The following is a 20,649-nucleotide window of genomic DNA, read 5'->3' on the forward strand; positions in this document are numbered from 1 at the left end:
TCCCCGAGAGATGCGCAGGGAGACCCATCCTGGAACCCGAACCACACTCCCTGCCGACGCGGTTTCAATCCCGCGACGGAGCCGGAACAGGTGGGGGCATGATCCGTGCGGCCCAAGCAGACCGAAGAGCGGAACGGGCGGGAGCGGCCGCCGGATCGTCCGAGGCCGGGAGGGCGGTCGATCGACATTCACGGCCTCTTGACCAACCGGGAGTACATCAAGGTGACCGCGTACGTGCTGCCGCGCCGCACGAAGATCCGGGTCCTCGACATGATGGAACGGCTCAGGCAGCGTCGCCGGGCGCGCCCGCCGGCGGCCGAGGGCCGCCCCGGGCCGATCCCGGAGATGACCGGGGGCGAACTGGTGCGGGAAATCAACTGGCGGATCGGCACGCTCCCTCCGGAGGATGCGGAGGCCCTCGTCCGGTACCTCGGCCGCTTGACCCGCTGGCGCCGGGGCCGGAGGGGGGGCACCGACCCTACCGCGCCCGGCGCACGCGGAGATCCCGGCTGATGCCGCGCGTGACGCTGCTCCACTACACGACGCCCCCCGTAGTGGGCGGCGTGGAAGGAGTCGTGGCCCGGCACGCACAGTTGCTCGCCGCGGCGGGGCTCGAGGTGCAGGTCCTCACCGGGCGGGGCGGACCGATCGGCCGGGGCGTCCGGCTCCACCGCCTCCCCCTGCTCGATTCGCGGCACCGCCGTGTGATCGCCGTCACCCGCGAGCTCGAGGCCGGACGCGTCACCGGCGCATTCGAGGCGCTCGTGTCGGAGATCGAGGCGAACCTCCGCGGCGCGCTGGCAGGGTGCGAGGTCTGCGTCGTGCACAATGCGCTCACCCTGCACAAGAACCTGGCCCTCACCGCCGCGCTACACCGGCTTGCCACCCGGCGGCTTCCCGCGCGACTGGTGGCCTGGTGCCACGACCTGGCGTGGACGAACCCGCAGTACACCGTGGACCTCCACCCTGGCGCCCCGTGGTCCCTGCTGCGGACGGCGATCCCGGGGGGAACCTACGTCACGGTCTCCCGCGACCGCCAGCGGGACCTCGGCGTCCTTCTCGGGAAGCCGGAGGCCGACATCAACGTCATTCCGAACGGGGTCGACCCGGCCGCCTTCCTGCGCCTGACGCCCACCGGCCGGTGGCTGGCCGCCACCCTGCGGCTGTGGGAGCAGCAGGTGGTCCTGTTGTTGCCGGTGCGGATCACCAGGCGCAAACGCATCGAGTATGCGCTGCACGTGGTCGCGGAGATGGTGCGACGCGAGATGGCCGTGCGGCTGCTGGTCAGCGGTCCGCTCGGCGCGCACAACCCCAGGAACCGGGGCTACCTTGAGGAACTCCGGACCCTACGAGCGGGTCTGGGGCTGGATGAACAGGTGGTGTTCTGCTCGGACCTCTCCGGGCGGGACGGGCGCCGCCTCCGGCTCTCCGACCGGACGATGACGGACCTCTACCTCCTGGCCGACGCGCTGCTCCTACCGAGCCGACAGGAGGGATTCGGGCTTCCGCTGCTCGAGGCCGGGCTGGCCCGCCTGCCGGCGTGGACCACCGCCTTGCCGCCCCTGCGTGAGATCGGGGGCGATACGATCCACACCTTCGATCCGGAGGAGCCCCCCGCCGGGGTGGCACTCCGGCTGCTCCATGCGTTGATGGAGGAGGAGGGATACCGCCTCCGACGGCGCGTCCTCACCTCGTACTCCTGGGAGGGCATCATGCGCGAGCGGATCATCCCGCTGCTCAACCGCCTCGTCGCGGTGGGCCGGCCATGACCGGACCACAGGCCGGCGGTCCAGGATCGCCCGCGGTCCGCCCCGGAAGGCGGGGGGCGGTGCCGGAGCGCCGGTCCACCTCGGTGGACGAGTGGTTCGCGAACCACACCTTTGACGCGGGGGCGTTCAGCGACCTCGCCGCCCTGCTCGCGCTCAAGCGGGCCCAGGGGGTGACGATCAGCCTCGGCCTCCCCGCGCTCAACGAGGAAGCCACGATCGGCCGGGAGATCGAGGTCCTCCGTCGGACGCTCGTGGAGGAGGTCCCCCTTCTCGATGAAATCGTCGTGATCGACAGCGGATCCGACGACGGAACCGCGGGGGTGGCGCGTCACCTGGGGGTCCCCACCTATCACCAAGCGGAGATCCTCCCCGAGCAGGGCACCTATCACGGAAAGGGCGAGGCGCTGTGGAAGAGCCTGCACATCCTCCGCGGGGACCTGATCGTCTGGGTGGACACCGATATTCGCAACATTCATCCGAAGTTCGTCTATGGGCTGATCGGCCCGCTGCTGCAGGAGCCGTCGATCGGCTACGTCAAGGGGTTCTACCGGCGTCCGATCAAGGTGGGCGGACGGCGCAACGAGTCGGGCGGCGGCCGGGTGACCGAGCTCACCGCGCGGCCGCTGCTCAATCTGTTCTTCCCCGAGCTTTCGGGGGTGATCCAGCCGCTGGCGGGCGAATACGCCGGGCGACGCGAGCTCCTCGAGCACCTCCCCTTCTTCACGGGGTACGGGGTTGAGGTCGGCCTGCTCATCGACGTCCTCCGCCACCTCGGGCTTGACGGCATCGCCCAGGTGAATCTAGACTCGCGTGTGCACCGCAATCGGGATCTCACCCCGCTGTCGGTCATGGCCTTTGCCATCGTGCAGGTCGTGATGACCCGCGTGGGCGAGCAGCTGCGCGCCCCGCTGCGCGAGTGGATGAACACGGCGATGACGCTCGTCAGCCTCGACGGCGGCCGCTCTCTCGAAGTGCGCGAGGTCTTGGAACGCGAGCGGCCGCCGATCATCACCATCCCCGAGTACCGACACCAACGGGCGCTCATCGGGTCGGCCCGGGGGGCAGCGGCGGGAGCCCGCTGAGATGGATCCGCTCGAACCCCTCCGCCAGGTCGGACGGGATCTGCTGAACCCCGAGCGAATCGCCGGCACCATCGAAGCCGTGATCTGGCTTTCGGTCATCGCGATCGGTGCGTGGGTGGCGCTGCGCCTCTCGCTCGGCGTGGTGCGCCGCACGGCGGCGTGGCGGGTCGGCCACCCCGCCGCACGCCTCCAGCCGATTCTGGAAGGGTTGCTCCGGTACGTGATCGTCTTCACGGCGATCGTGCTGATGCTTGCCGCGATGCGGGTCGATATCACCCCGGTGCTCGCCAGTGCCACCGTCCTCGGCCTGACGCTCGGCTTCGGGGCCCAGTACATCATCCGGGATCTGCTGGCGGGCGTCTTCCTGGTTTCCGAGGGCATCATCCAGACGGGGGACTCCGTGCGCGTGGACGGCGATCTCGGGACCGTCGAGCGCGTCACGCTCCGGTTCACGCAGATCCGGATGTTCTCGGGTGAACTCGTGACGATGCCCAACGGCACCATCGCGAAGATCGGCAACCTGAGCCGCGGCTTCGCGCGAGCGATCGTCCAAGTCCTTGTGCCCTACAATGCCCACGCCTCGAAGGCGCTCGAGGCGCTCCGCGACGCGGCGCAGACGTGGGCCGCTTCCCAGGCTGCGGACGGCCTGGCCGCCCCAACGATCGACGGCGTCGTGGAGCTGCACGACACGGGCGCGGTGTTGCAGTGCTCGGTCCGCGTCCCGCCGGGGCGCCAGGACGCGGTGGCCGCCGAACTCCGCCGCCACGTCTTGGAGGCGATGGGACACCGCGGGATCGTCCCGGGGGCGACGCTCTCCGCGCCGACGCCACCGCCGCCGTAACCGGCGGGGGGTAGCGCGCCTTTGGAATATCGTGACAATAGGGTACAATACTAGGAGCACCGATGCTCGTGCTCCGGGCGGCGTGCCCGTAATCCCCGCCGCGATCCGCGCTCGCCAACAGGGACATCATGAAGCAGCCTGTGGGATACCTGATTTTCACGCTACACTCCCATCTCCCGTTCGTGCTGAACCACGGACGATGGCCCTTTGGAAGCGACTGGCTCTCCGAGGCCGCGGTGCAGTCCTACCTGCCCCTCCTCCGCAGCCTGACCCTGCTCGCCGACGAGGACGTCATCCCCACGGTGACCATCACCCTCTCCCCCATCCTCTGCGAACAGTTGGCCAACCCCGGGTTCGGGGAAGAGATCACCGCCTTTCTCCAGCAGCGCTTGGAGGCGTGCCGGGACAACCGCCGGCATTTCGCGGACACCGGCGAGGATCACCTCGCCGCCCTGTGCGACTACTGGCAGTCGTTCTACCAGGGAGCGCAGGCCCAACTGGAGACCCTGGGAGGGGATCTCCTCGGGGCTTTCCGACGGCTCGCGGACCGCGAGGCGATCGAGCTGATCACCTGCGCGGCGACCCACGGCTACCTTCCGCTGCTGAGCCGGGATGAGAGCCTCGACCTCCAGATGCGGGTGGCGGTGGCGACCCATACCCGACACTTCGGCCACGCCCCCCACGGGGTCTGGCTCCCCGAGTGCGCCTACCGCCCGCGGTACGAGTGGACCCCGCCGGTGGGCCCCCGCAGCGGCAAGGTCCGGTATCGCCGCCGCGGCGTCGAGGAGGTCCTGGCCGACCACGGCTTGGCGTACTTCTTCACCGACATCCACTTGGTGCGCGGGGGGCGGGGAATCTCGGCGTACGGGGATTACTTCCCGAGCCTACGCACGGTGCTGGGGCCCGAACCCCACAACTTCTACCGGCGGGGGGAGCGGACGCCCTACACCCCGTACGTGGTCGCTTCGCGCGGCGGAACCGGGCAGGCGGTCGCCTTCGTCCGCGATCCCGAGACGACCCTGCAGGTGTGGAGCCGGGACGTCGGCTACCCGGGGGATGAATGGTACCTCGACTTCCATAAGATACACTTCCCGGGCGGGCTCCGCTTCTGGCGGGTGACCCACCCGAAGATCGACCTCGCCGACAAGCAGGTCTACGACCCCCGGCCCGCCGCGGAACGCACCCGGGCGCAAGCCGAGCACTACGTGGGGATCGTCCGGGAAATCTTGAGCCGCAGCGGGGGAGACGGCGAGGCACCGGCGGTGCTGTGCAGCCCGTTCGACACCGAATTGTTCGGCCACTGGTGGTACGAAGGCCCGCAGTGGCTGGCCCGCGTCTTCGAGCGGCTGGCGGCGGAACAGATCACCCCGCTCACAGCCGGGCAATACTTGGCGAAGCACCCGCCGCACGAGGCGATCACCCTGCTCGAGGGATCCTGGGGCGAGGGGGGGGACCACCGCGTCTGGATGAACCGGGACACCGAATGGACCTGGGAAATGATCTACGAGGCCGAGGAGACCTTCTGGACCTTCGTGGCCGCCGGCGGCTGGCAGCGCACGCCGTTGCTCCGCCGGATCGTCGAGCAAATGGGACGGGAGCTCCTGCTCCTGCAGGGGTCCGATTGGCAGTTCCTCATCACCACCTGGGCCGCCCGCAGCTACGCCGAAACGCGCTTCGCCGAGCACTGCGCCAACCTGACCCGGCTGCTGGACCTGGCCAAGCGGGTGGCGGGCGGCGGGTCCCTCACCTGGGAGGACGAGCAGTTCCTCAAAAGCAAGGAGGTACAGGACTTCTGCTTTCCGGTCCTCGCCGGGCACCTCGAGGCGGCGGCACAGCATCCCCATCCGGCGTGATGGCGTGAGCACGCCCCGCATCCTTGGCCTGATCCTCGCGGGCGGCAAGGGGGAGCGGCTGTTTCCCCTGACGCAGGAGCGGAGCAAGCCGGCGGTGCCGTTTGGGAGCAAGTACCGGATCGCCGATTTCGTGCTGAGCAACTTCATCAATTCGCAGATTTACTCGCTGTACATCTTGGTCCAGTACAAATCGCAATCGTTGATCGACCACATCCGCCGCGGCTGGCGGATCGGCGGCCTCGTCGAAGGCCACTTCATCATCACCGTCCCCCCACAGATGCGCTGGGGCGAGACCTGGTACCGCGGCACGGCGGACGCCGTGTTCCAAAACCTCAACCTGATCCGGGACGTGGACCCGGATCTGGTGGCGATCTTTGGAGCCGACCACATCTACCGGATGGACCTTCAGCAGATGGTCGCCTCGCACCTGAATCGCCGCGCCGATGTCTCCGTCGCCGCCCTCCCCGTGCCGATCGAGTCGGCCTCCGGGTTCGGCATCATCGAAGCGGATGTCGAGGGCCGGATCATCGGGTGGGAGGAGAAACCGCGGGAGCCGAAACCGATGCCGGGGGACCCGACGCGGGCGTTCTCCTCGATGGGCAATTACATCTTTACGACGGACGTGCTGGTCGAGGCCCTCGTCGAGGATGCGCGGCGCAGCACCGACCACGACTTCGGCCGGACGATCATCCCCGAACTGTACCCGTACGCGCGGGCGTTCGCGTACGACTTCATGCAGAACGCGATCCCGGGAATCCACCCCGGCGAGGAGCTGGGGTACTGGCGGGACGTCGGGACGATTGAGGCCTATTGGCGGGCCAACATGGATCTGCTGGGGCCCGCCCCTGCGTTGGACCTCGACAACCCCCGGTGGCCGGTCCTCGGCTCCCCGTTCGGTGGGCCGTCGGCCCGGATCCTCGACGGGGTCATCGAGGACGTCCTCTTGGGCGAAGGAACCCTCGTCCGCGGAGCGACGATTCGCCGCTCGATCGTCGGACGCGGGGTCACCATCGAGCGGGGGGCCACGATCGAAAACAGCATCATCATGGACAATACCACCGTCGGCCCACACGCCCGCATCCGGCGGACCATCGTCGACCGGTTCAACACGGTCCCCGCTGGGGCGGTGATCGGCGAGGAGGCCGAGCCGCCCGAGGATGCGATCGTGGATCCTTCGGGCATCACCATCGTGGCGCGCGGCACGACCCGGGTCCGGAGGACCACCCCCACCTCCGCGCTGCCGTGACGGCGATGGGCGCCGCGGACCGCTTCATCTGCATTCACGCACACTTCTACCAGCCGCCCCGCGAGAACCCCTGGCTCGAGACGGTGGAGGTCCAGGACTCCGCCCGACCGTATCATGACTGGAACGCGCGGGTGACCGCCGAGTGCTACGCGCCGAATGGCGCCTCGCGGCTCCTCGACGGCGCCAAGCGCATCTTGGAAATCACCAACAACTATCGGCTGGTCAGCTTCAACGTCGGCCCCACGCTTCTCGCCTGGCTTCAGGGCGCGGCGCCGGAGACCTACGCGAGAATCCTGGAGGCCGACCGGGTGAGCCGGGCGCAGCGGGGCGGCCACGGCAATGCACTGGCACAGGCCTACAACCACATCATCCTCCCCCTGGCGACCAGGCGGGACAAGGAGACCCAGGTGGCATGGGGGGTCGCCGACTTCCGGCACCGCTTCGGGCGCGAGCCCGAGGGCATGTGGCTCCCCGAGACCGCGGTGGACACCGAAACGCTCGAGGTCCTCGCCGCGTCCGGCCTCAGGTTCACGATTCTCGCTCCCGACCAGGCGGCGCGCGTGCGCCCTGTGGGGCAGGATGGGTGGATCGACGTCCGCGGCGGTCGTGTCGACCCGAGCCGTCCGTATCTCTGCCGGCTCCCGAGCGGAGCGACGATCGCGTTGTTCTTCTACGATGGGCCGATCTCGCGCGCCGTGGCGTTCGAAGGCCTCCTCAACAGCGGCGAGGAGTTCGCGGACCGGCTCGCCGCGGGCTTCCGGGGCGATCGGCAAGGTCCCCAGATCGTCCACATCGCGACGGACGGGGAGTCATACGGGCATCACCACGCGTTCGGCGAGATGGCCCTCACCGCCGCCCTGCGGATGATCGAAGAGCGCGACACGGCGCGCCTCACCAACTACGGGCTGTTTCTTGCGCTGCACCCCCCCGACCACGAGGTCGAGATCGTCGAGCCGTCGAGCTGGTCGTGCCCACATGGGGTGGAGCGGTGGCGGTCTAACTGCGGATGTCGTGCGGGGCACCCCGGTTGGACCCAAGAGTGGCGGACGCCGCTGCGCAACGCGCTCGACTGGCTTCGGGACACCCTCGCGCCCATCTACGAGGACCGGATCGGGGGAGACCTGCGGGATCCGTGGGCGGCCCGGGATGCCTACGTCGATATCGTCCTGGACCGCAGCCCGGAGAACGTGGACGGGTTTTTCGCCGCTTACGGCCGTCCGGGCCTCGACCGCGGCGAGCGCCCGCGGGTGCTCCGCCTCCTGGAGATGCAGCGGCACGCGCTCTTGATGTACACCTCGTGCGGGTGGTTCTTCGACGACCTCTCCGGGATCGAGGCGGTCCAGGTCACCATGTACGCCGCACGCGCGATCCAACTTGCGGAACGGTTCGGAGCCCACCTGGAAGACGAGTTCGTTGCGCGGCTGGCCGAAGCCAGGAGCAACGTCGCGCGGTGGGGGGATGGTGCCAAGATCTACCGGCGGGTCATTCGGCCGGCGGCCGTGACCCATTCCCGGCTCGCCGCGCACTACGCGATCAGCGGGCTCTTCGACCCGTACGAAGACGACGCCCGCGTCTTTAGCTTTGTGGTACGGCGCCTGGACGCCCGGCGAGAGGACCGCGGCGGCCACACCGTGGCCGTGGGGTTGGTCTCGGCGGCCTCCCGCATCACGACCGAGGCCGAGCAGGCCGCGTTTGCGGTGCTGCACCTGGGGGGGACCGACGTGCAGTGCGGGGTCCGAATGGACGCCACCCCGGAATGGTACGAGACGGTGAAGACCGAGCTCGTCGATTCTTTCCTCACCAACGGGCCCAGCGAGGCCGTTCGCGTCCTCGACGAGGCCTTCCGCGGTTCCCTGTACTCGCTCTCCGACCTCTTCACCGAAGCGCGCCGGAGCATCCTGGGGCGCATCACCGAGAGCCACCTCGCCCGCTTCGAGGGGGCGTACAAGGCGCTGTACGAGGAATCGCGCCCGCTCATCGCGTTTATGCGCGATTCGGGGGTCCCCGTTCCGGCCGGAATTCTCATGGCCGCGGAGTACACGCTGCTCAAAGAGCTCGCCGACGCGCTGGACCGCGCGCCCGCTCACCCCCTGCCCGACCGCGCCTTCGAGATCGCCCGCGAGCTCGACGCGCTGGAGATCAAAGACCACGCGGGGGAGCACGAGCTGCTCCTGCGCCGGGCCGCCGAGGCGCGGGCGGAAGGCCTGAAGACCGGACCGTTCGGGGAGGACCTCGACCAGCTCCACCGCCTGCTCGATCTCGCCGACGCCCTTGGGTTCACCCTCAACCTCTGGCATGTCCAAAACGCCTACCACGACGCGGCGCTGACCCACCGCGAAGAGCTGGCGCGGGCCGATGCCGAAGCCGACCGGGTGGCGGAGTTTTGGCGGCTCGGGGCCAGGCTGAACTTCAACCTGGACCGCCTGCGGGCTCCCGCCCGGGGTCGGGTAGCCTCGCCGGACCCCGGCGATCGTACGGCGGCGGAACGTTGACTCCGCTCCCGGCGGCCCGCGGCGCGGTCGCGCCTCCCGCTCGGGGAGGCGGCCCCTTTCGCTATTTCGACTCCGGCGTGGTCATGGGCGTGTTCATCATTCGGAGCATTTCAGGCCCGCCGGTCGTGAGGAAGCGCCGGACCAGGACGGCCGCAAGCAGGAGGAAGATGAGGTTGAGGATCGAGGTGGAGTTCAGGGCGATGCGGGCGTCGAGTACGACGGCGTGGCGCGCGGTCGGGGTCAGTCCGAGGACACGGAAAAGGAGATCGACGGCCACGCCCGCGGTCACGATCGCGGCGTAGGAGGTGACGAGCAGGTACAGCGCCATCCGCGTCCCATAGTACTTCCGATAGATGTTCAGAATGGGAAGGATGATCAGGTCGGAGTAGATGAAGGACACGACCCCGCCGAAGCTGATGCCCCCGTTCCACAGGACGGCGGCCAGCGGCACGTTCCCCACTGAGCAGACAAAGGCCATCATCGACACCACCGGTCCGATCAACGGACCCCAGATCAGGCCCAGCCCCGGATGGTTCATCAGGAAAAACCCCCGCCAGAACGCGGCGGGCACCCACGCGGCGATGGCCCCGGCGATCACGAGGCCGCCGGCGATGTCCATCCAGACCGCCGCCCAATCCATGACGAAGTAATGGCTGACGGCGGTAAATCCCTCCGGCGATACCATTCGCGCGAGCAGGGGTGTGCCTTCGGTCACCGCCATGTCCATCTCGGCGTGGCCCTCCATGCGCCCGGCCCGCCCCCGCTCCGCCTGCCGGCGGGCTTCGTCGACCGCCGCGCGACGGAGCGTAAGGCGGAACACCAACCACAACACGGCGATCATGATCGGGCCGCCGGCAAACTCCGCCAGCGCGAACGGCCACCCCAGGAGCACGATCATGATGATCCCAAGCTCGATCACCAGATTCGTCGACGCGAACTCGAACACGATCGACGCGGTGAAGTCGGCACCCTTCCGGAATATCGATCGGGCCAGTGCCACCGCCGCGTACGAACAGGATGACGAGGCGGCGCCGAACAGACTGGCCAGGACGATGGAGCGCGGCGAGTCGTCTCCCAGCACCCGGACCATCTGCCGCTTGGAGACGAATGCCTGGATTGTCGCCGAGAGCGCGAATCCCAGGATCAGCGGCCAGAGGATCTCCCACCCCATCGCCGCCGCCGCACTCAGCGCCCGGGCGATGGCGCTCATCTGGACCGCAGCCCCTTTTCCTCCAGCAGGCAGCGGAGCAGCAGCACCGCGGCGTGCTTGTCGAGCGGGGTGTTGAAGTTGCCGCACTTGGGGGACTGAATGCAGGAGGGGCACCCGGCTTCGCACGGGCAGGACCTGATCGCGTCCAACGTCCGCCGCAGCAGCTCGTCGAGCAGTTCGAACCCTTTCTCGGCGACCCCCACCCCGCCCCGGTGCCCGTCGTAGATGAAGATGGTCACCTCCCCTGTATCGGGATACGCCGGGTAGCTGACCCCGCCGATATCCCAGCGGTCGCACATCGCGAGCAAGGGCAGCAGACCGATCGCCGCGTGCTCGACGGCGTGGATGCCGCCGGCGAGGTCCCGCCCGGCCTCCTCCACGGCGGCGGCCAGCGCAGGGGGAATGGTGAGCCACAGTGCGGTCGTCGCCAGCTCCTCCTCGGGGAGGTCAAGCGGTGCGACGGACACCACCGCATCGCTGACGAGATGCTTGCGCCGGTACTCGACCACCCGATGGGTGACCAGAACCTCGCCAAAGTATGCGGTCGTCCCGCCGCACGCCCGGTCGGCCCGGGCCCGGGCAACGCTGAGGTCGGTGACGACGCGTGGTTCGGTGTAGGTGCCGCTGTCGTCCGCCTCGACGGTGGCTGTGCGCGTGGCCAAGTCGAGGCGTGTCACCCGGTAGGCCTCCCCCTGGTGGAGGTAGATGGCCCCCTCGTGCACCTGCTCGAACGCTCGGGCGCCGTCCACGGTCCCGACCAACCGGCGCGTGCGGGCGTTCACGATGCGGTAGAGATCGCTGGAGGTGCTGCGGATTTCAACCGACCCCGCAGGATACCGGCGGGATCGAGGGTGCCACCGATCCCGCCGGCGCACGAGCTCCCCGGTGCCTTCGAGCGCTTCGGCGATGACCCGCATCCGCGGACCGAACACCGCCTCGTCCCCCGCCCAGAGCGCCACCTCACTGGCGGCACAACGGAGGTGCGCCGCCAGCACATAGGGGTTCTCCGGGTCAACCGTCGCGTGCTCGACCGGCCGGCCGAAGAAGTAGGCCGGCTGGCGCATCAAGTATTGGTCAAGCGCATCCTCGAGGCCGATCAGCACCGCGAGCGATTCATCCTGCCCCCGCCCCGCGCGCCCCGCCCGCTGCCAGACACTGGCCATCGTCCCCGGATACCCCACCAGCACCGCCGCGTCCAGCCCGCCGACGTCAATCCCCAACTCGAGCGCGCTCGTGCTGATCACCCCGGCCAGATCGCCGCTGAACAACCGCCGCTCGATCTCCCGCCGCTGTTCCGGAAGGTACCCGGCCCGGTACGGGCTGACGCGCGCCGCGAGGACGGGATCCTCCCGAAGGGCGTCCACGGTGTACCGGTGCACCAGCTCCGTGATCTTGCGGGCCTTGGTAAACGCGATCGTCCGCACACCGCCCTTAAGGAGGCTCGCCACGAGCCAGCTCGCTTCGATGTAAGGACTGCGGCGGCTCATCTTGGCCCGATCGATCACCGGGGGGTTCCACAGCAGGAACGACCGGGGCCCCCGCGGCGCACCGTCCTGGTCGATGACCCGCAGCGGGCGCCCGGTGAGGCGGCGGCCAAACTCGCCGGCGTTCGCCACCGTCGCCGACGTGCAGATGATCTGTGGATCGATCCCGCGAAGGCGGCAGACCCGGACCAACCGGCGGAGGATGTTAGCCACGTGGCTCCCGAAGACGCCGCGGTACACGTGCATGTCGTCGAGCACCACGAACCTGAGGTGCTTGAGAAATGGCGTCCACCGAAAATGCTGCGGGAGGATCCCCACGTGGAGCATGTCGGGGTTGGTCAGGAGGATCTGCGCCTCTCCGCGCAGCCGTCGCCGCTCGGCCTGTGGGGTATCGCCGTCGTAGGATCCAACGCGGAGGCCGAGGCCGAACTCCCCCAACGCGTCCTGCTGGTCCTGCGCCAGGGCCTTCGTCGGGAAGATGAACAGCGCTCTCGCCTCCGGGGCCGTGACCAGCGCTTCGAGAACCGGCAGCATGTAGCAGAGTGACTTCCCGCTGGCGGTCCCGGTCGTGACGATGACCGACTCTCCGCCCCGCACGGCCTCGACCGCCTCCGCCTGGTGCGTGTACAGGCGGGTGATCCCTAGACGGACCAACGCCTCGGCGAGCGGCGGCGCCAGTGCTTCTCGCAGCGTCGCATACCGCGCCGATCTGGCGGGGAAGCGCTCCTCGTGGACGATCTGACCGCGGTAGCGGGGGTCTTCGCGGACCGCCCCGAGGAGGTGGACGAAGTCCATGCGCAGGTAGTTCGCGGCCAACGCGATCCGGGCCTGTGAGCGGACCGGCGATCGGGGCGCACACGTCGGCGCGCCGTCAGGGCTTCGCGCCTCCATCGCCGATGGAGCTCTCGAGTCGCCGGGCCAGCCGTGAGTCGAGGGCATCCAACGCCCGCCGACTGAGGACGAATGACGGGCGAACGCGACGCACCCAACGGAGGGCCGACCAGCGCCGAGCCAACGCGTGCATCACCTCGGGCCGGCCGCAGGCGCGGCTGACCGCCCGGGGATCCACTCGGACCTCTATCAGCCTCCCTCGCACCCGGACTCCCCGGAGCGCGTCCGGCCGGTCCCGCTGGGCGTGAATGAGCACCTCAAGAAACCTGTGCAGCTCGGAGATGTCGGCCGGCGTCGGGGCATCCTCCGACGGCGGGGCCGGTGGGTCGGACCCCTGCGGGTGACCACCGACGGCGGGGGAGGAGATGTCGGCCGGCGTCGGGGCGTCCTTCGACGGCGGGGCCGGTGGGTCGGAACCCTGCGGGTGACCACCGACGGCGGGGGAACGTGGCGGCGCCGTTGGCGTTTCTGGTGCCGGCGGCGGGGAAGGCGCCGCCGAGCCGTTGGCGCGACGGATCCAGAGGTGGTGATAGACGGCGAGGTCGGGGGTGCGGGGGAGTCGATCGGGGCTTCGGCCAACATACGGAGGCCGAAGATAGAATGGAGGACACCACAGGCGTGCCGGCGGCATGCGGCCAAACCGCACAAGGACTTCGTCCGTCTCCAACGCCCCCCCGCGAAGCTCCTCGGCGCGTCCGAGGGGAACGGGAATGGCCCGCCGCTGCTCTCCGCCGCGATACCCGGCCGCTCCCCATCCCCGGCTGTGGGCGACGTCTTCCCCTGGGGCCATCCCCAGCACCTGACTGAGGCGCTCGGCATCGCCGTCTGCCAGCGATGGGAGGTACAACTTCGTCACCAGGTTGGCTTCGATGGCGGCCCACCCTGCCCGCCCGTACACGTGCTCTCCCTGGGCCGTGCTCTGCAGCGTCGCAACCACGGAGACCTGCCGACTCCGATACGTGGCCAAGTGGTCGGCCAGCCCCGGCAGCGCCCCCCACGCCGGCAACTCCTCGAGCACCAACAACACCCGCACCGCCTCGTCCGCGTCGCGCGGTCGAAGCAGATGGACGGCGAGGTCTCGGAGGAACAGTCGGCAGAGCCATCGGAGCCGTCCGAGGGCGGCCTGGGGCACCCCGACGATCAGCAACACGGGCTCGCGGCGGAGCCGGCCGAGATCAACGTGTTCCCACGGCGCGCCTTGACCCGTGGCCGCGCAGACGGCGTCATCGCCCCACGCTTCGAGGCGGGCGGCGATCCCCTGAAGGATCCCCGCCTGGTCCTTGGGGAGCATCGCCAAGTACGCTCCCAACCGAGCCATCAGCTGCGCGGCGTGCGGATGGGCCCCGACGAAGGCGTGGATGACTCCCGGGCCGGATTCGCACAGCGATCGCACCCGGCCAAGCGTGGGCGGCCCGCCGTCGACCGTGACCGCATGGCAGAGAGCGGCGCAGACGTGCCGCTCCGCCCCCATCCAGTAGACCATGCCGGGGTCCGAAGACTCGAGATCGTCGAAGAGCTGTGATGCGATCCGCTGACCATCGCCGATCGAGCGGCACCCTACGAGAGGGTTCCATCGCAGGGTGGCCGTGTCGAGAGGAGCAAACACCAGCACGTCGCGGGCCCACCTCTGCCACTCCTGAGCCGCCCCGACGAGGCTGTCGCCCTCTCCGTACTTGAGATCCAAGGCCACCACAGACACTCCGTGCCGGGCGGCCTCGAGCACGATCGGCAAGACCACCGCGGTGGTCTTGTGGGAGCCGGTCAATCCAACCGTCAGCACATGGCGAGCGAGGTCCTCCGTCGGCAACCGCACCAGGGGCCCCGACAAGAGATGACGGATCCCCGTGCGCGCCGAGCGCCGCGCCCACGCCCTGAGGAATCGCGGGAACGGCGCGTATCCGAGGGGGAGCCAGGCCTCACCGGATTGGCATGCCAGACGCCAGATTTCGACCAGCGATGCATATCGTGCGCACCCCGCGGAGGAACGAAGGCCCGCCGCCCGCGCGCGCCACATCCGCCCCAATACTTCCAGCCCCACCCCGACCAGGCTCGTCACCGACAGGAAGCTTGCGTGCGTGCGCAGGGTGCGGCGGAACACCCAAGACACTCCCCGGCGGCACTCGGAGGAGAACGCGCAGGCCCGCAGCCAGCGCGCGAAGCCTTCCGGAGCCGAGGAGGCCTCGGCGGGGAGCACTCTTCGAATCGTCTCGACGCTCTCCCGAGCGATCGCAAGCAACGCCGCGGCGACGATCGCGATCCCCAGGAGTTGCATCGCGGCCCCCACCTCGCAAAGCTTGGAACGCATCCGCCGCTCACCGCACAAACGGGATCGCGTATCCTTCCGGGATGGTGCGAAAGGTCACCGCACAGCGAACCCCCTCCCAGCTCACGAACAGGAACACGGCATAGCCCAAACGCTCGTACGTCGCGAGATCGCTGATCCACGGCGACACGGCTTTCAGGGCTTCTACCCCAGGGTCGCCGGGGGTCCGAAGGGCGGCGGCGATCCTGGCGATGGCCCGGCCTCCCTCCGCGGGGTGCGGCCTCGTGATCAGGGCTTGGGCCACCCGAGCCGCGAGCGGACCCGCGGCGGCGGGTCCCGTCACGAGCATCATCACCGCCCCCACGCCGGGGCACCCTCCCCAGAAATATGGGACGAACGGGTACACGTCGACATCCGAGGGCGCCGTCGGCCATCCGCGCACCACTTCCACCCGACCCGCCGCGGAATCGACAAAGGAGAGCACGGCCGCGGTCGTCCCCGCCGGGAGGGGCTGCGCCCCCGCCCAGGGGCTCGCCAGGGGCGCGAGGACCCCGATCACCGCAACGACCACACGACGCAGGCCGGCCGGCATCACCGGACGAATCGGCCCCCGGGCTGAATCACCGTGGCTCCCTGAGCGCTCCCGCTCGGAGGACCCCACGGCCCCGTTCCTCCCGCCGGGGGGCCGATGGTTGCGGTGTCGGGGATCTGTCGATCCGCGGCCTGATGCGACACCCAGCCGGCGAGTTGTCCCTGCAGGCGCATGGGGCCGGCGAAGAGGCCTTCGCCAAATGCCACGCCCTCCACGAACTGCCCGGTCAACCGCTCGGCACGCAGCATCGCGTACACGCCGATGCCGGTCCCCACGAGCATCAGCGCAAGCAGCCACACCAGGTTCAAGAGCGCAATCCCCAGGGTGGAGGGATCCCCTCGGGAGCTCCCTCCCGTCTGGCCGAACCCATTGGAGAGTCCGGCCGACAGCTGGTGGATCGGGACGATCACCGCCAGGTAAATCGCGGCCGCGTGGATGACCCTGACGCTGAACACCACCAGCCCCGTCTTCACGACGACCACCGCCCACCGCGCCGTCCATCGGGCCGTCGCCGGCGCCGCGAGCAGCGCGAAGGCCAGCGGGGCCAGAAAGATCGCCAGGAGCAGGGTGAGGTGGGCAAAGAACAGGATGGCCAAGTACACCATGAAGCCAACCGCGAATAGGAGCACCCCGAGCAGGACGCCCGCCAGCAGCACGGTCAGGGCCCATGGATACGTGAACCAAGGCCCCAAGGTCTGAAAGAGCGTGGCGGCCTGCGGCGACAGCCAGTCCTGCACGAATTGATTCCAGTGCTGGCTGATCAGCCCGGAAAGCACGGCCGTTCCGGCATCTCGAAACGTGGTGAAGGTGAGCAGGATGAGCTGATTGATCGACCCCACGCCACTCAATAGCCCGCCGGCAACGATCAAACGACTGAACGCTCCGACCACATCGGGGGGCCGGTCCGGACGCAGCGAAACAGCGATGTGGGACAACCACAGGCACGTCAGGACCGCCCAGGAAAGTCGCAACATCGACTGGGTGGCCCCCGTCGACACGAGCCACTGTTCCAACGCCGTGAAGATCTCCGCGATCCCTCGCTCAAACCCGCTCACGATCGGTGTCGCCGTCTCCTCCCTTAGTACAGCGGCCGGAGCTCGATGTCGGCGGGTTGGGTGGCGCCGGCGCCCGCCAGGACCTCGCCGAGCACCTGTGATGCCGTCGAGACCGCATCGGCCAAACCCAGCTGCGCGTCCAGCGCGCGCCGATCTTGCTCTGCCTGCCGAAGGGTCAGCGCTCCCGTCGTGGCCGCGAGCGCGCCGACCTGCTGACTCACCTCCGCGGCCTGCGCTACGAGAACGGTCAACCGATCCGCCGTGGCAGTCCCGAGGTCCGCCTGCTGCCGTAGGCTGGCTCCGGCCCCTGCGACCAGGAGCTCGATGCCTGCCCGAGCGCTGGGCAAGTCGTGCGCGCTCGATGCGAGCGCATCCCCCGTCTCGCGAGCCTGCACGGCCGCCGCCTGGGGGCGCAGGTCTCGGGCGACCTCCGCCGCCGCCGCCGCGGCCGTCTCGGAGGCGGCCGCCTGCTGGACGACCCCGCCGGCGACCACCTGATCGGTCTCGGCGATGCCGACGGCCTCCCGGGCCACCGCAGGATTACTCCCCACGTACGCGTGGTGCCGCTCATCGACGCTCCCCGGAACGACCGCCGGCTGGAGCTTCGCCCGAACAACCTGCAGCGCGCCCCCGAGCGCAGCGGGCAGGGCCGCGATTTCCCTGGCCAGGTCCGTGAGATCCGTCCCGTCCGGTAGCTGACCCGGAAACTCCTGGATCAGCCGCGCCAGCATCTCCGAGGAGGTCTGTCGAAACAATTGGCTCCACTCCGCCAACCGGTCCAGGGATTGCCGAAACAGATCGATGACCTGGGAGAGATCCTCCGCTCCGCCAACTTGCGCCACCGACGCAGGAGCCGCAGCCCAGCCTAAGGTGAGAAAAATCCGGGCGTGCGGATCGACAGCGGCCTCCCCCACCGCCGCTTGGGCGACCGGAGGTGAGGCGCTCCGGCTGTGGAAGATGCGGGGCCGTTGGCCGGGGGCGGCGATCTGCGCCAGCAGCGGAGCGGGATCGTGAACAATCAGCAGACTCACCACAAGCAGAAACCCGGTCGCCCGGGGCATCGACCGTGAAGTCATTGTTCCCTCCTCGATTCGGCGAGGTGCTGAACGGCCTTCCAGGTGCCCAGGCGAGCGGCGAGCTGATCCCGTTCGAGGCGTTCCTCCGCGGTCGTGGTGGCGATCACGTAGTCTTCCGGAATATCACGAATGACGACGATGCCGCCCTCGCGCCCCTCGAGCAGGTCCGTGATGACGAGCGCTTCGCTGAACACCCCGCGACGCTGCGCCAAACTCTTCCACAACATCCGATACTGGTCGTTGAGTTGGAACAGGGGGGCGACGCGGTCCACGTCTTCGGCGCGGGTCAGGACCTTGATCGGGGCGTTTTCAAGTATCCCGCGGGCGTATTCGTTCTCGAAGTCCTGAACCCGCTGGCTGATCGCCATGATCCCGGCGCCGAATTTGCGAAACCGGCGGAACATGCCCACCAGCGAATCCGCCGCGACCCGGTTCAACAGGGTGGCCCAGGTCTCGTCGCTGACCACGTATTTGAGGCGACCTTCTTCACCCCGCACCCTCCGGTAGATCAGATGGTTGGCGAGCAGGGCGGCGATCGGCACGAGATCGGGGTAGTGTTCGTTCAACCCCTCGGTATCGAGACACACAATCCCACCGCTGAGATCGACCGTGGACGGGCGGTCAAGCAAACCCGCATAGAGTCCCTGATCCACCCAGAGCTCGAGGCGACGGGCGATTCCCCGGGCGCTGCTCCATTCCTCGGGTCCCCCCTCGTGCGTGCCGACCTGCTCGAACGTCCGGAGGGTCCGGACCAAATCGTGCAGGAACACCGGGTCACCCGCCCCCCGGGCGTAGGTTTGTCGAATCGCCGACTCGAGGATCGCCATCTCCTGGCGGTCCAAGCTCTTCTCCGGTTCGGCCACCATCATCGCCACGAGGCTCTTCAGCAGACCGAGCTGGGTGTGATCGGGCTCCACCTCCCCAGGCAGGAGGTCAAAAGGGTTTACGGAGATGCCGGAGCCGGGATCCAGGTGGACATACTGCCCGCCGTAGACGTCGCAGAATGTCTTGTACGCCCCGCCCTTGTCGACGATCAAGACGACCGGATTGCGCGCGAGCAAGTGCGACAACCAGGCGATCGCGAAGTGCGTCTTCCCTCCCCCGGACTCCCCAACCACCACGGCGTTCCAGGACGGGAGCCGCGGGTCAAAGGGGTCGATCGCCACCAGGCTCCCCCGGCGCGTCAGGAATGGACAGACGACACGTCTGGCGCCTCGCCAGGGGGCGTGGCACGGCACGAAATCGGCCGCGTTGCTGGTCAACATCCGCATCAGCCGTTCGTTGGGGAGACCGCTGAACGGCGCGAGCTGCACGAATTGCCGCCGCAGCGCCACCGACTCGATGCGGGCGTCAACTCCAGGAATCTGCTGAAACGCGTCCACGGCGCGGCGCGCAGCCGCGCGAACGGCCTCCGGACTCCTCTCTTGAAGGATCACCGCTGCCCCGACGCGGACAACGCGCTCGCTGGTTAGTTGAAGGACATCCAGGGCATCGGCAACCTGTCGCTCCACCGCGCGGGCGTTGGAATCGCCGCCATCCTGGGCGAGCACGGCCTGCCGGCTCAAGCGGCTCTTCAGTTCGAGTCGCTTGATCTGGTCCGAGCGCGGGTCGTTCCACGCCTCGATCACCAGCCAGTAGGTTCCGGGCAGCGTTTGAAGCGGCCCCAGCACGTTCGGCGTCGTCGGCTTGTCGGGAAGGGTATCCATCGCCACGACGGCATGCGCGTGCCCATCCAGCCAGAGGAAATCCCACCGGCGAAAGAGATCGGACCGGGCCACGGCCGTGCGCACCGACGGACGGCTGAGAAACGGCCAGGCCGCCAGCAGGCGCCGCGGGAGCTCACCGCCCTGATTCTCCATGGGGACGGGGGGGGGCGGGCAGTAGCGCTTACGATCGGGGTTGAAGAACCGCCAGGCGGTCGCCAGCAGGTCCCCATCGTCAAGCGGGCGCGCCCGGAACCCGCACCGTTCGCAGTGTCCGACCATCAGATCGCGGAGGATCTCCATTTCTCGCAGGTGACGCCTGTAGGTGGCGGCGTCCACCGGGGCCCACCACCGTGTCCGCCCGTGCCTTGGATGGTAGGAGAGATCAAACACCAAGCGTGAGTTCACCAAGCGACCCGCGGCGTGGGCCTCGCTCCAGGCGGAAACGCGCCGGCGGTGGAGTTCCCGAACAATGGCATGACTGCTCAGGCACTGCTCGGCATACGTGCGCAGCAGTTCGGCACAGTCGGTGTGGATTTCCAGGAGGATCCGCAGGCATTCGCCATCGGGAACCGCCGACCCGATGAGGGTCCGGAGCCGCTCGTTGCACAGCGTGAGCTGCGGCGCATCCCAGACCTCAGTCCCCGGAAGGTCCACCTCGAATCCCAACCGGTAGCTTCCATCGCGCAGGACGACCGCGCGGTCGCGGATTGTCCAGTAGGGCAGCGCTCGGGTCAGATCTCCCCAGGACTCCATCGGCATCGCCCTTCAGGCCACGTAGGGGTTGGCGTCCGTATCGGCGGTCAGGACGTACACGTCGGGTTCCCCAAGGTAGTCGAGGAGGTGTCGAACGAAGTGGCGCGGGGTCCGCTCCCGCACCCTCCGCCAGAGCAGGAAAACGGCACCTGTGGCGAGGGCCGAGGCGCCGGCCTCGGCCCGAGGGATCCGCAGGATTTGTCCAACGACCAGATCGCTCACCCGAGACAGGACGACGAAGGACACCCCGAGGCCGAACCAATCTTCGAGTTCCACCCCAAGCACCGTCACCGCCGCGTCGAGTTTCCGAAAGACCGGATGCTGCGGGAGCATCGG

General features: G+C 68.9%; 15 protein-coding genes. 7 read left to right on the plus strand and 8 right to left on the minus strand.

The window, feature by feature from the left end; translation table 11 throughout:
- The first annotated feature begins 105 nt into the window (after positions 1–105).
- The 7 genes from VKV57_11735 (at position 106) to VKV57_11765 (ending at position 9,283) form a co-directional block, all read left to right on the plus strand.
- Positions 106–513 (plus strand): hypothetical protein, encoded by a 408-nt coding sequence (locus tag VKV57_11735; GenBank protein ID HLW60578.1) that lies wholly within the window; start codon positions 106–108, stop codon positions 511–513.
- Complete coding sequence (locus VKV57_11740; GenBank protein ID HLW60579.1) at positions 513–1,769, plus strand: glycosyltransferase family 4 protein; 1,257 nt, start codon at positions 513–515, stop codon at positions 1,767–1,769. Before VKV57_11735 ends, VKV57_11740 begins: the two co-directional genes overlap by 1 nt.
- A gap of 59 nt (positions 1,770–1,828) precedes the next feature.
- Positions 1,829–2,851, plus strand: a complete 1,023-nt coding sequence (locus VKV57_11745; protein ID HLW60580.1) for a glucosyl-3-phosphoglycerate synthase — start codon at positions 1,829–1,831, stop codon at positions 2,849–2,851.
- A 1-nt stretch (position 2,852) separates the two neighbouring features.
- Positions 2,853–3,692 carry a mechanosensitive ion channel family protein gene (locus VKV57_11750; protein HLW60581.1) on the plus strand — a complete coding sequence of 280 codons (840 nt, stop codon included), beginning with the start codon at positions 2,853–2,855 and terminating at the stop codon, positions 3,690–3,692.
- Between the two features lie 128 nt (positions 3,693–3,820).
- A complete protein-coding gene (locus VKV57_11755) occupies positions 3,821–5,545 on the plus strand; it encodes a 1,4-alpha-glucan branching protein domain-containing protein (GenBank protein HLW60582.1) in 1,725 nt (574 codons plus the stop codon).
- Positions 5,546–5,549: 4 nt separating this feature from the next.
- Entirely contained in the window at positions 5,550–6,791 is a 1,242-nt protein-coding gene (locus VKV57_11760; protein HLW60583.1) for a glucose-1-phosphate adenylyltransferase, read from the plus strand.
- A 5-nt stretch (positions 6,792–6,796) separates the two neighbouring features.
- Positions 6,797–9,283, plus strand: a complete 2,487-nt coding sequence (locus tag VKV57_11765; GenBank protein ID HLW60584.1) for a DUF3536 domain-containing protein — start codon at positions 6,797–6,799, stop codon at positions 9,281–9,283.
- A 61-nt stretch (positions 9,284–9,344) separates the two neighbouring features.
- Here VKV57_11765 and VKV57_11770 read toward each other — a convergent pair whose 3' ends face one another.
- Genes VKV57_11770 through VKV57_11805 form a run of 8 tightly spaced genes read right to left on the minus strand, consistent with a single transcriptional unit; the run spans position 9,345 to position 20,646 of the window.
- A complete protein-coding gene (locus VKV57_11770; protein ID HLW60585.1) occupies positions 9,345–10,493 on the minus strand; it encodes a permease in 1,149 nt (382 codons plus the stop codon).
- Positions 10,490–12,793 (minus strand): DEAD/DEAH box helicase, encoded by a 2,304-nt coding sequence (locus tag VKV57_11775; GenBank protein ID HLW60586.1) that lies wholly within the window; start codon positions 12,791–12,793, stop codon positions 10,490–10,492. The genes VKV57_11770 and VKV57_11775 overlap by 4 nt, the downstream gene beginning before the upstream one ends.
- 55 nt (positions 12,794–12,848) lie before the next feature.
- Positions 12,849–15,173: a type IV secretory system conjugative DNA transfer family protein gene (locus tag VKV57_11780; GenBank protein ID HLW60587.1), complete on the minus strand. Its 2,325-nt coding sequence runs from the start codon at positions 15,171–15,173 to the stop codon at positions 12,849–12,851.
- A 7-nt stretch (positions 15,174–15,180) separates the two neighbouring features.
- Positions 15,181–15,723 carry a hypothetical protein gene (locus tag VKV57_11785; GenBank protein HLW60588.1) on the minus strand — a complete coding sequence of 181 codons (543 nt, stop codon included), beginning with the start codon at positions 15,721–15,723 and terminating at the stop codon, positions 15,181–15,183.
- Positions 15,723–16,778, minus strand: coding sequence for a hypothetical protein (locus VKV57_11790; GenBank protein HLW60589.1), 1,056 nt, complete (start codon positions 16,776–16,778; stop codon positions 15,723–15,725). The genes VKV57_11785 and VKV57_11790 overlap by 1 nt, the downstream gene beginning before the upstream one ends.
- Before the next feature lie 23 nt (positions 16,779–16,801).
- Positions 16,802–17,854 (minus strand): hypothetical protein, encoded by a 1,053-nt coding sequence (locus VKV57_11795; GenBank protein ID HLW60590.1) that lies wholly within the window; start codon positions 17,852–17,854, stop codon positions 16,802–16,804.
- Positions 17,851–20,313 carry a TraC family protein gene (locus tag VKV57_11800; GenBank protein ID HLW60591.1) on the minus strand — a complete coding sequence of 821 codons (2,463 nt, stop codon included), beginning with the start codon at positions 20,311–20,313 and terminating at the stop codon, positions 17,851–17,853. The genes VKV57_11795 and VKV57_11800 overlap by 4 nt, the downstream gene beginning before the upstream one ends.
- Positions 20,314–20,325: 12 nt before the next feature.
- The gene (locus tag VKV57_11805) at positions 20,326–20,646 is read right to left on the minus strand and encodes a hypothetical protein (protein HLW60592.1); all 321 of its coding nucleotides are present in this window, start codon (positions 20,644–20,646) and stop codon (positions 20,326–20,328) included.
- Between the last annotated feature and the right edge of the window lie 3 nt (positions 20,647–20,649).

It is taken from the genome of bacterium (assembly GCA_035307765.1).
Classification (GTDB): Bacteria; Sysuimicrobiota; Sysuimicrobiia; order Sysuimicrobiales; family Segetimicrobiaceae; genus Segetimicrobium.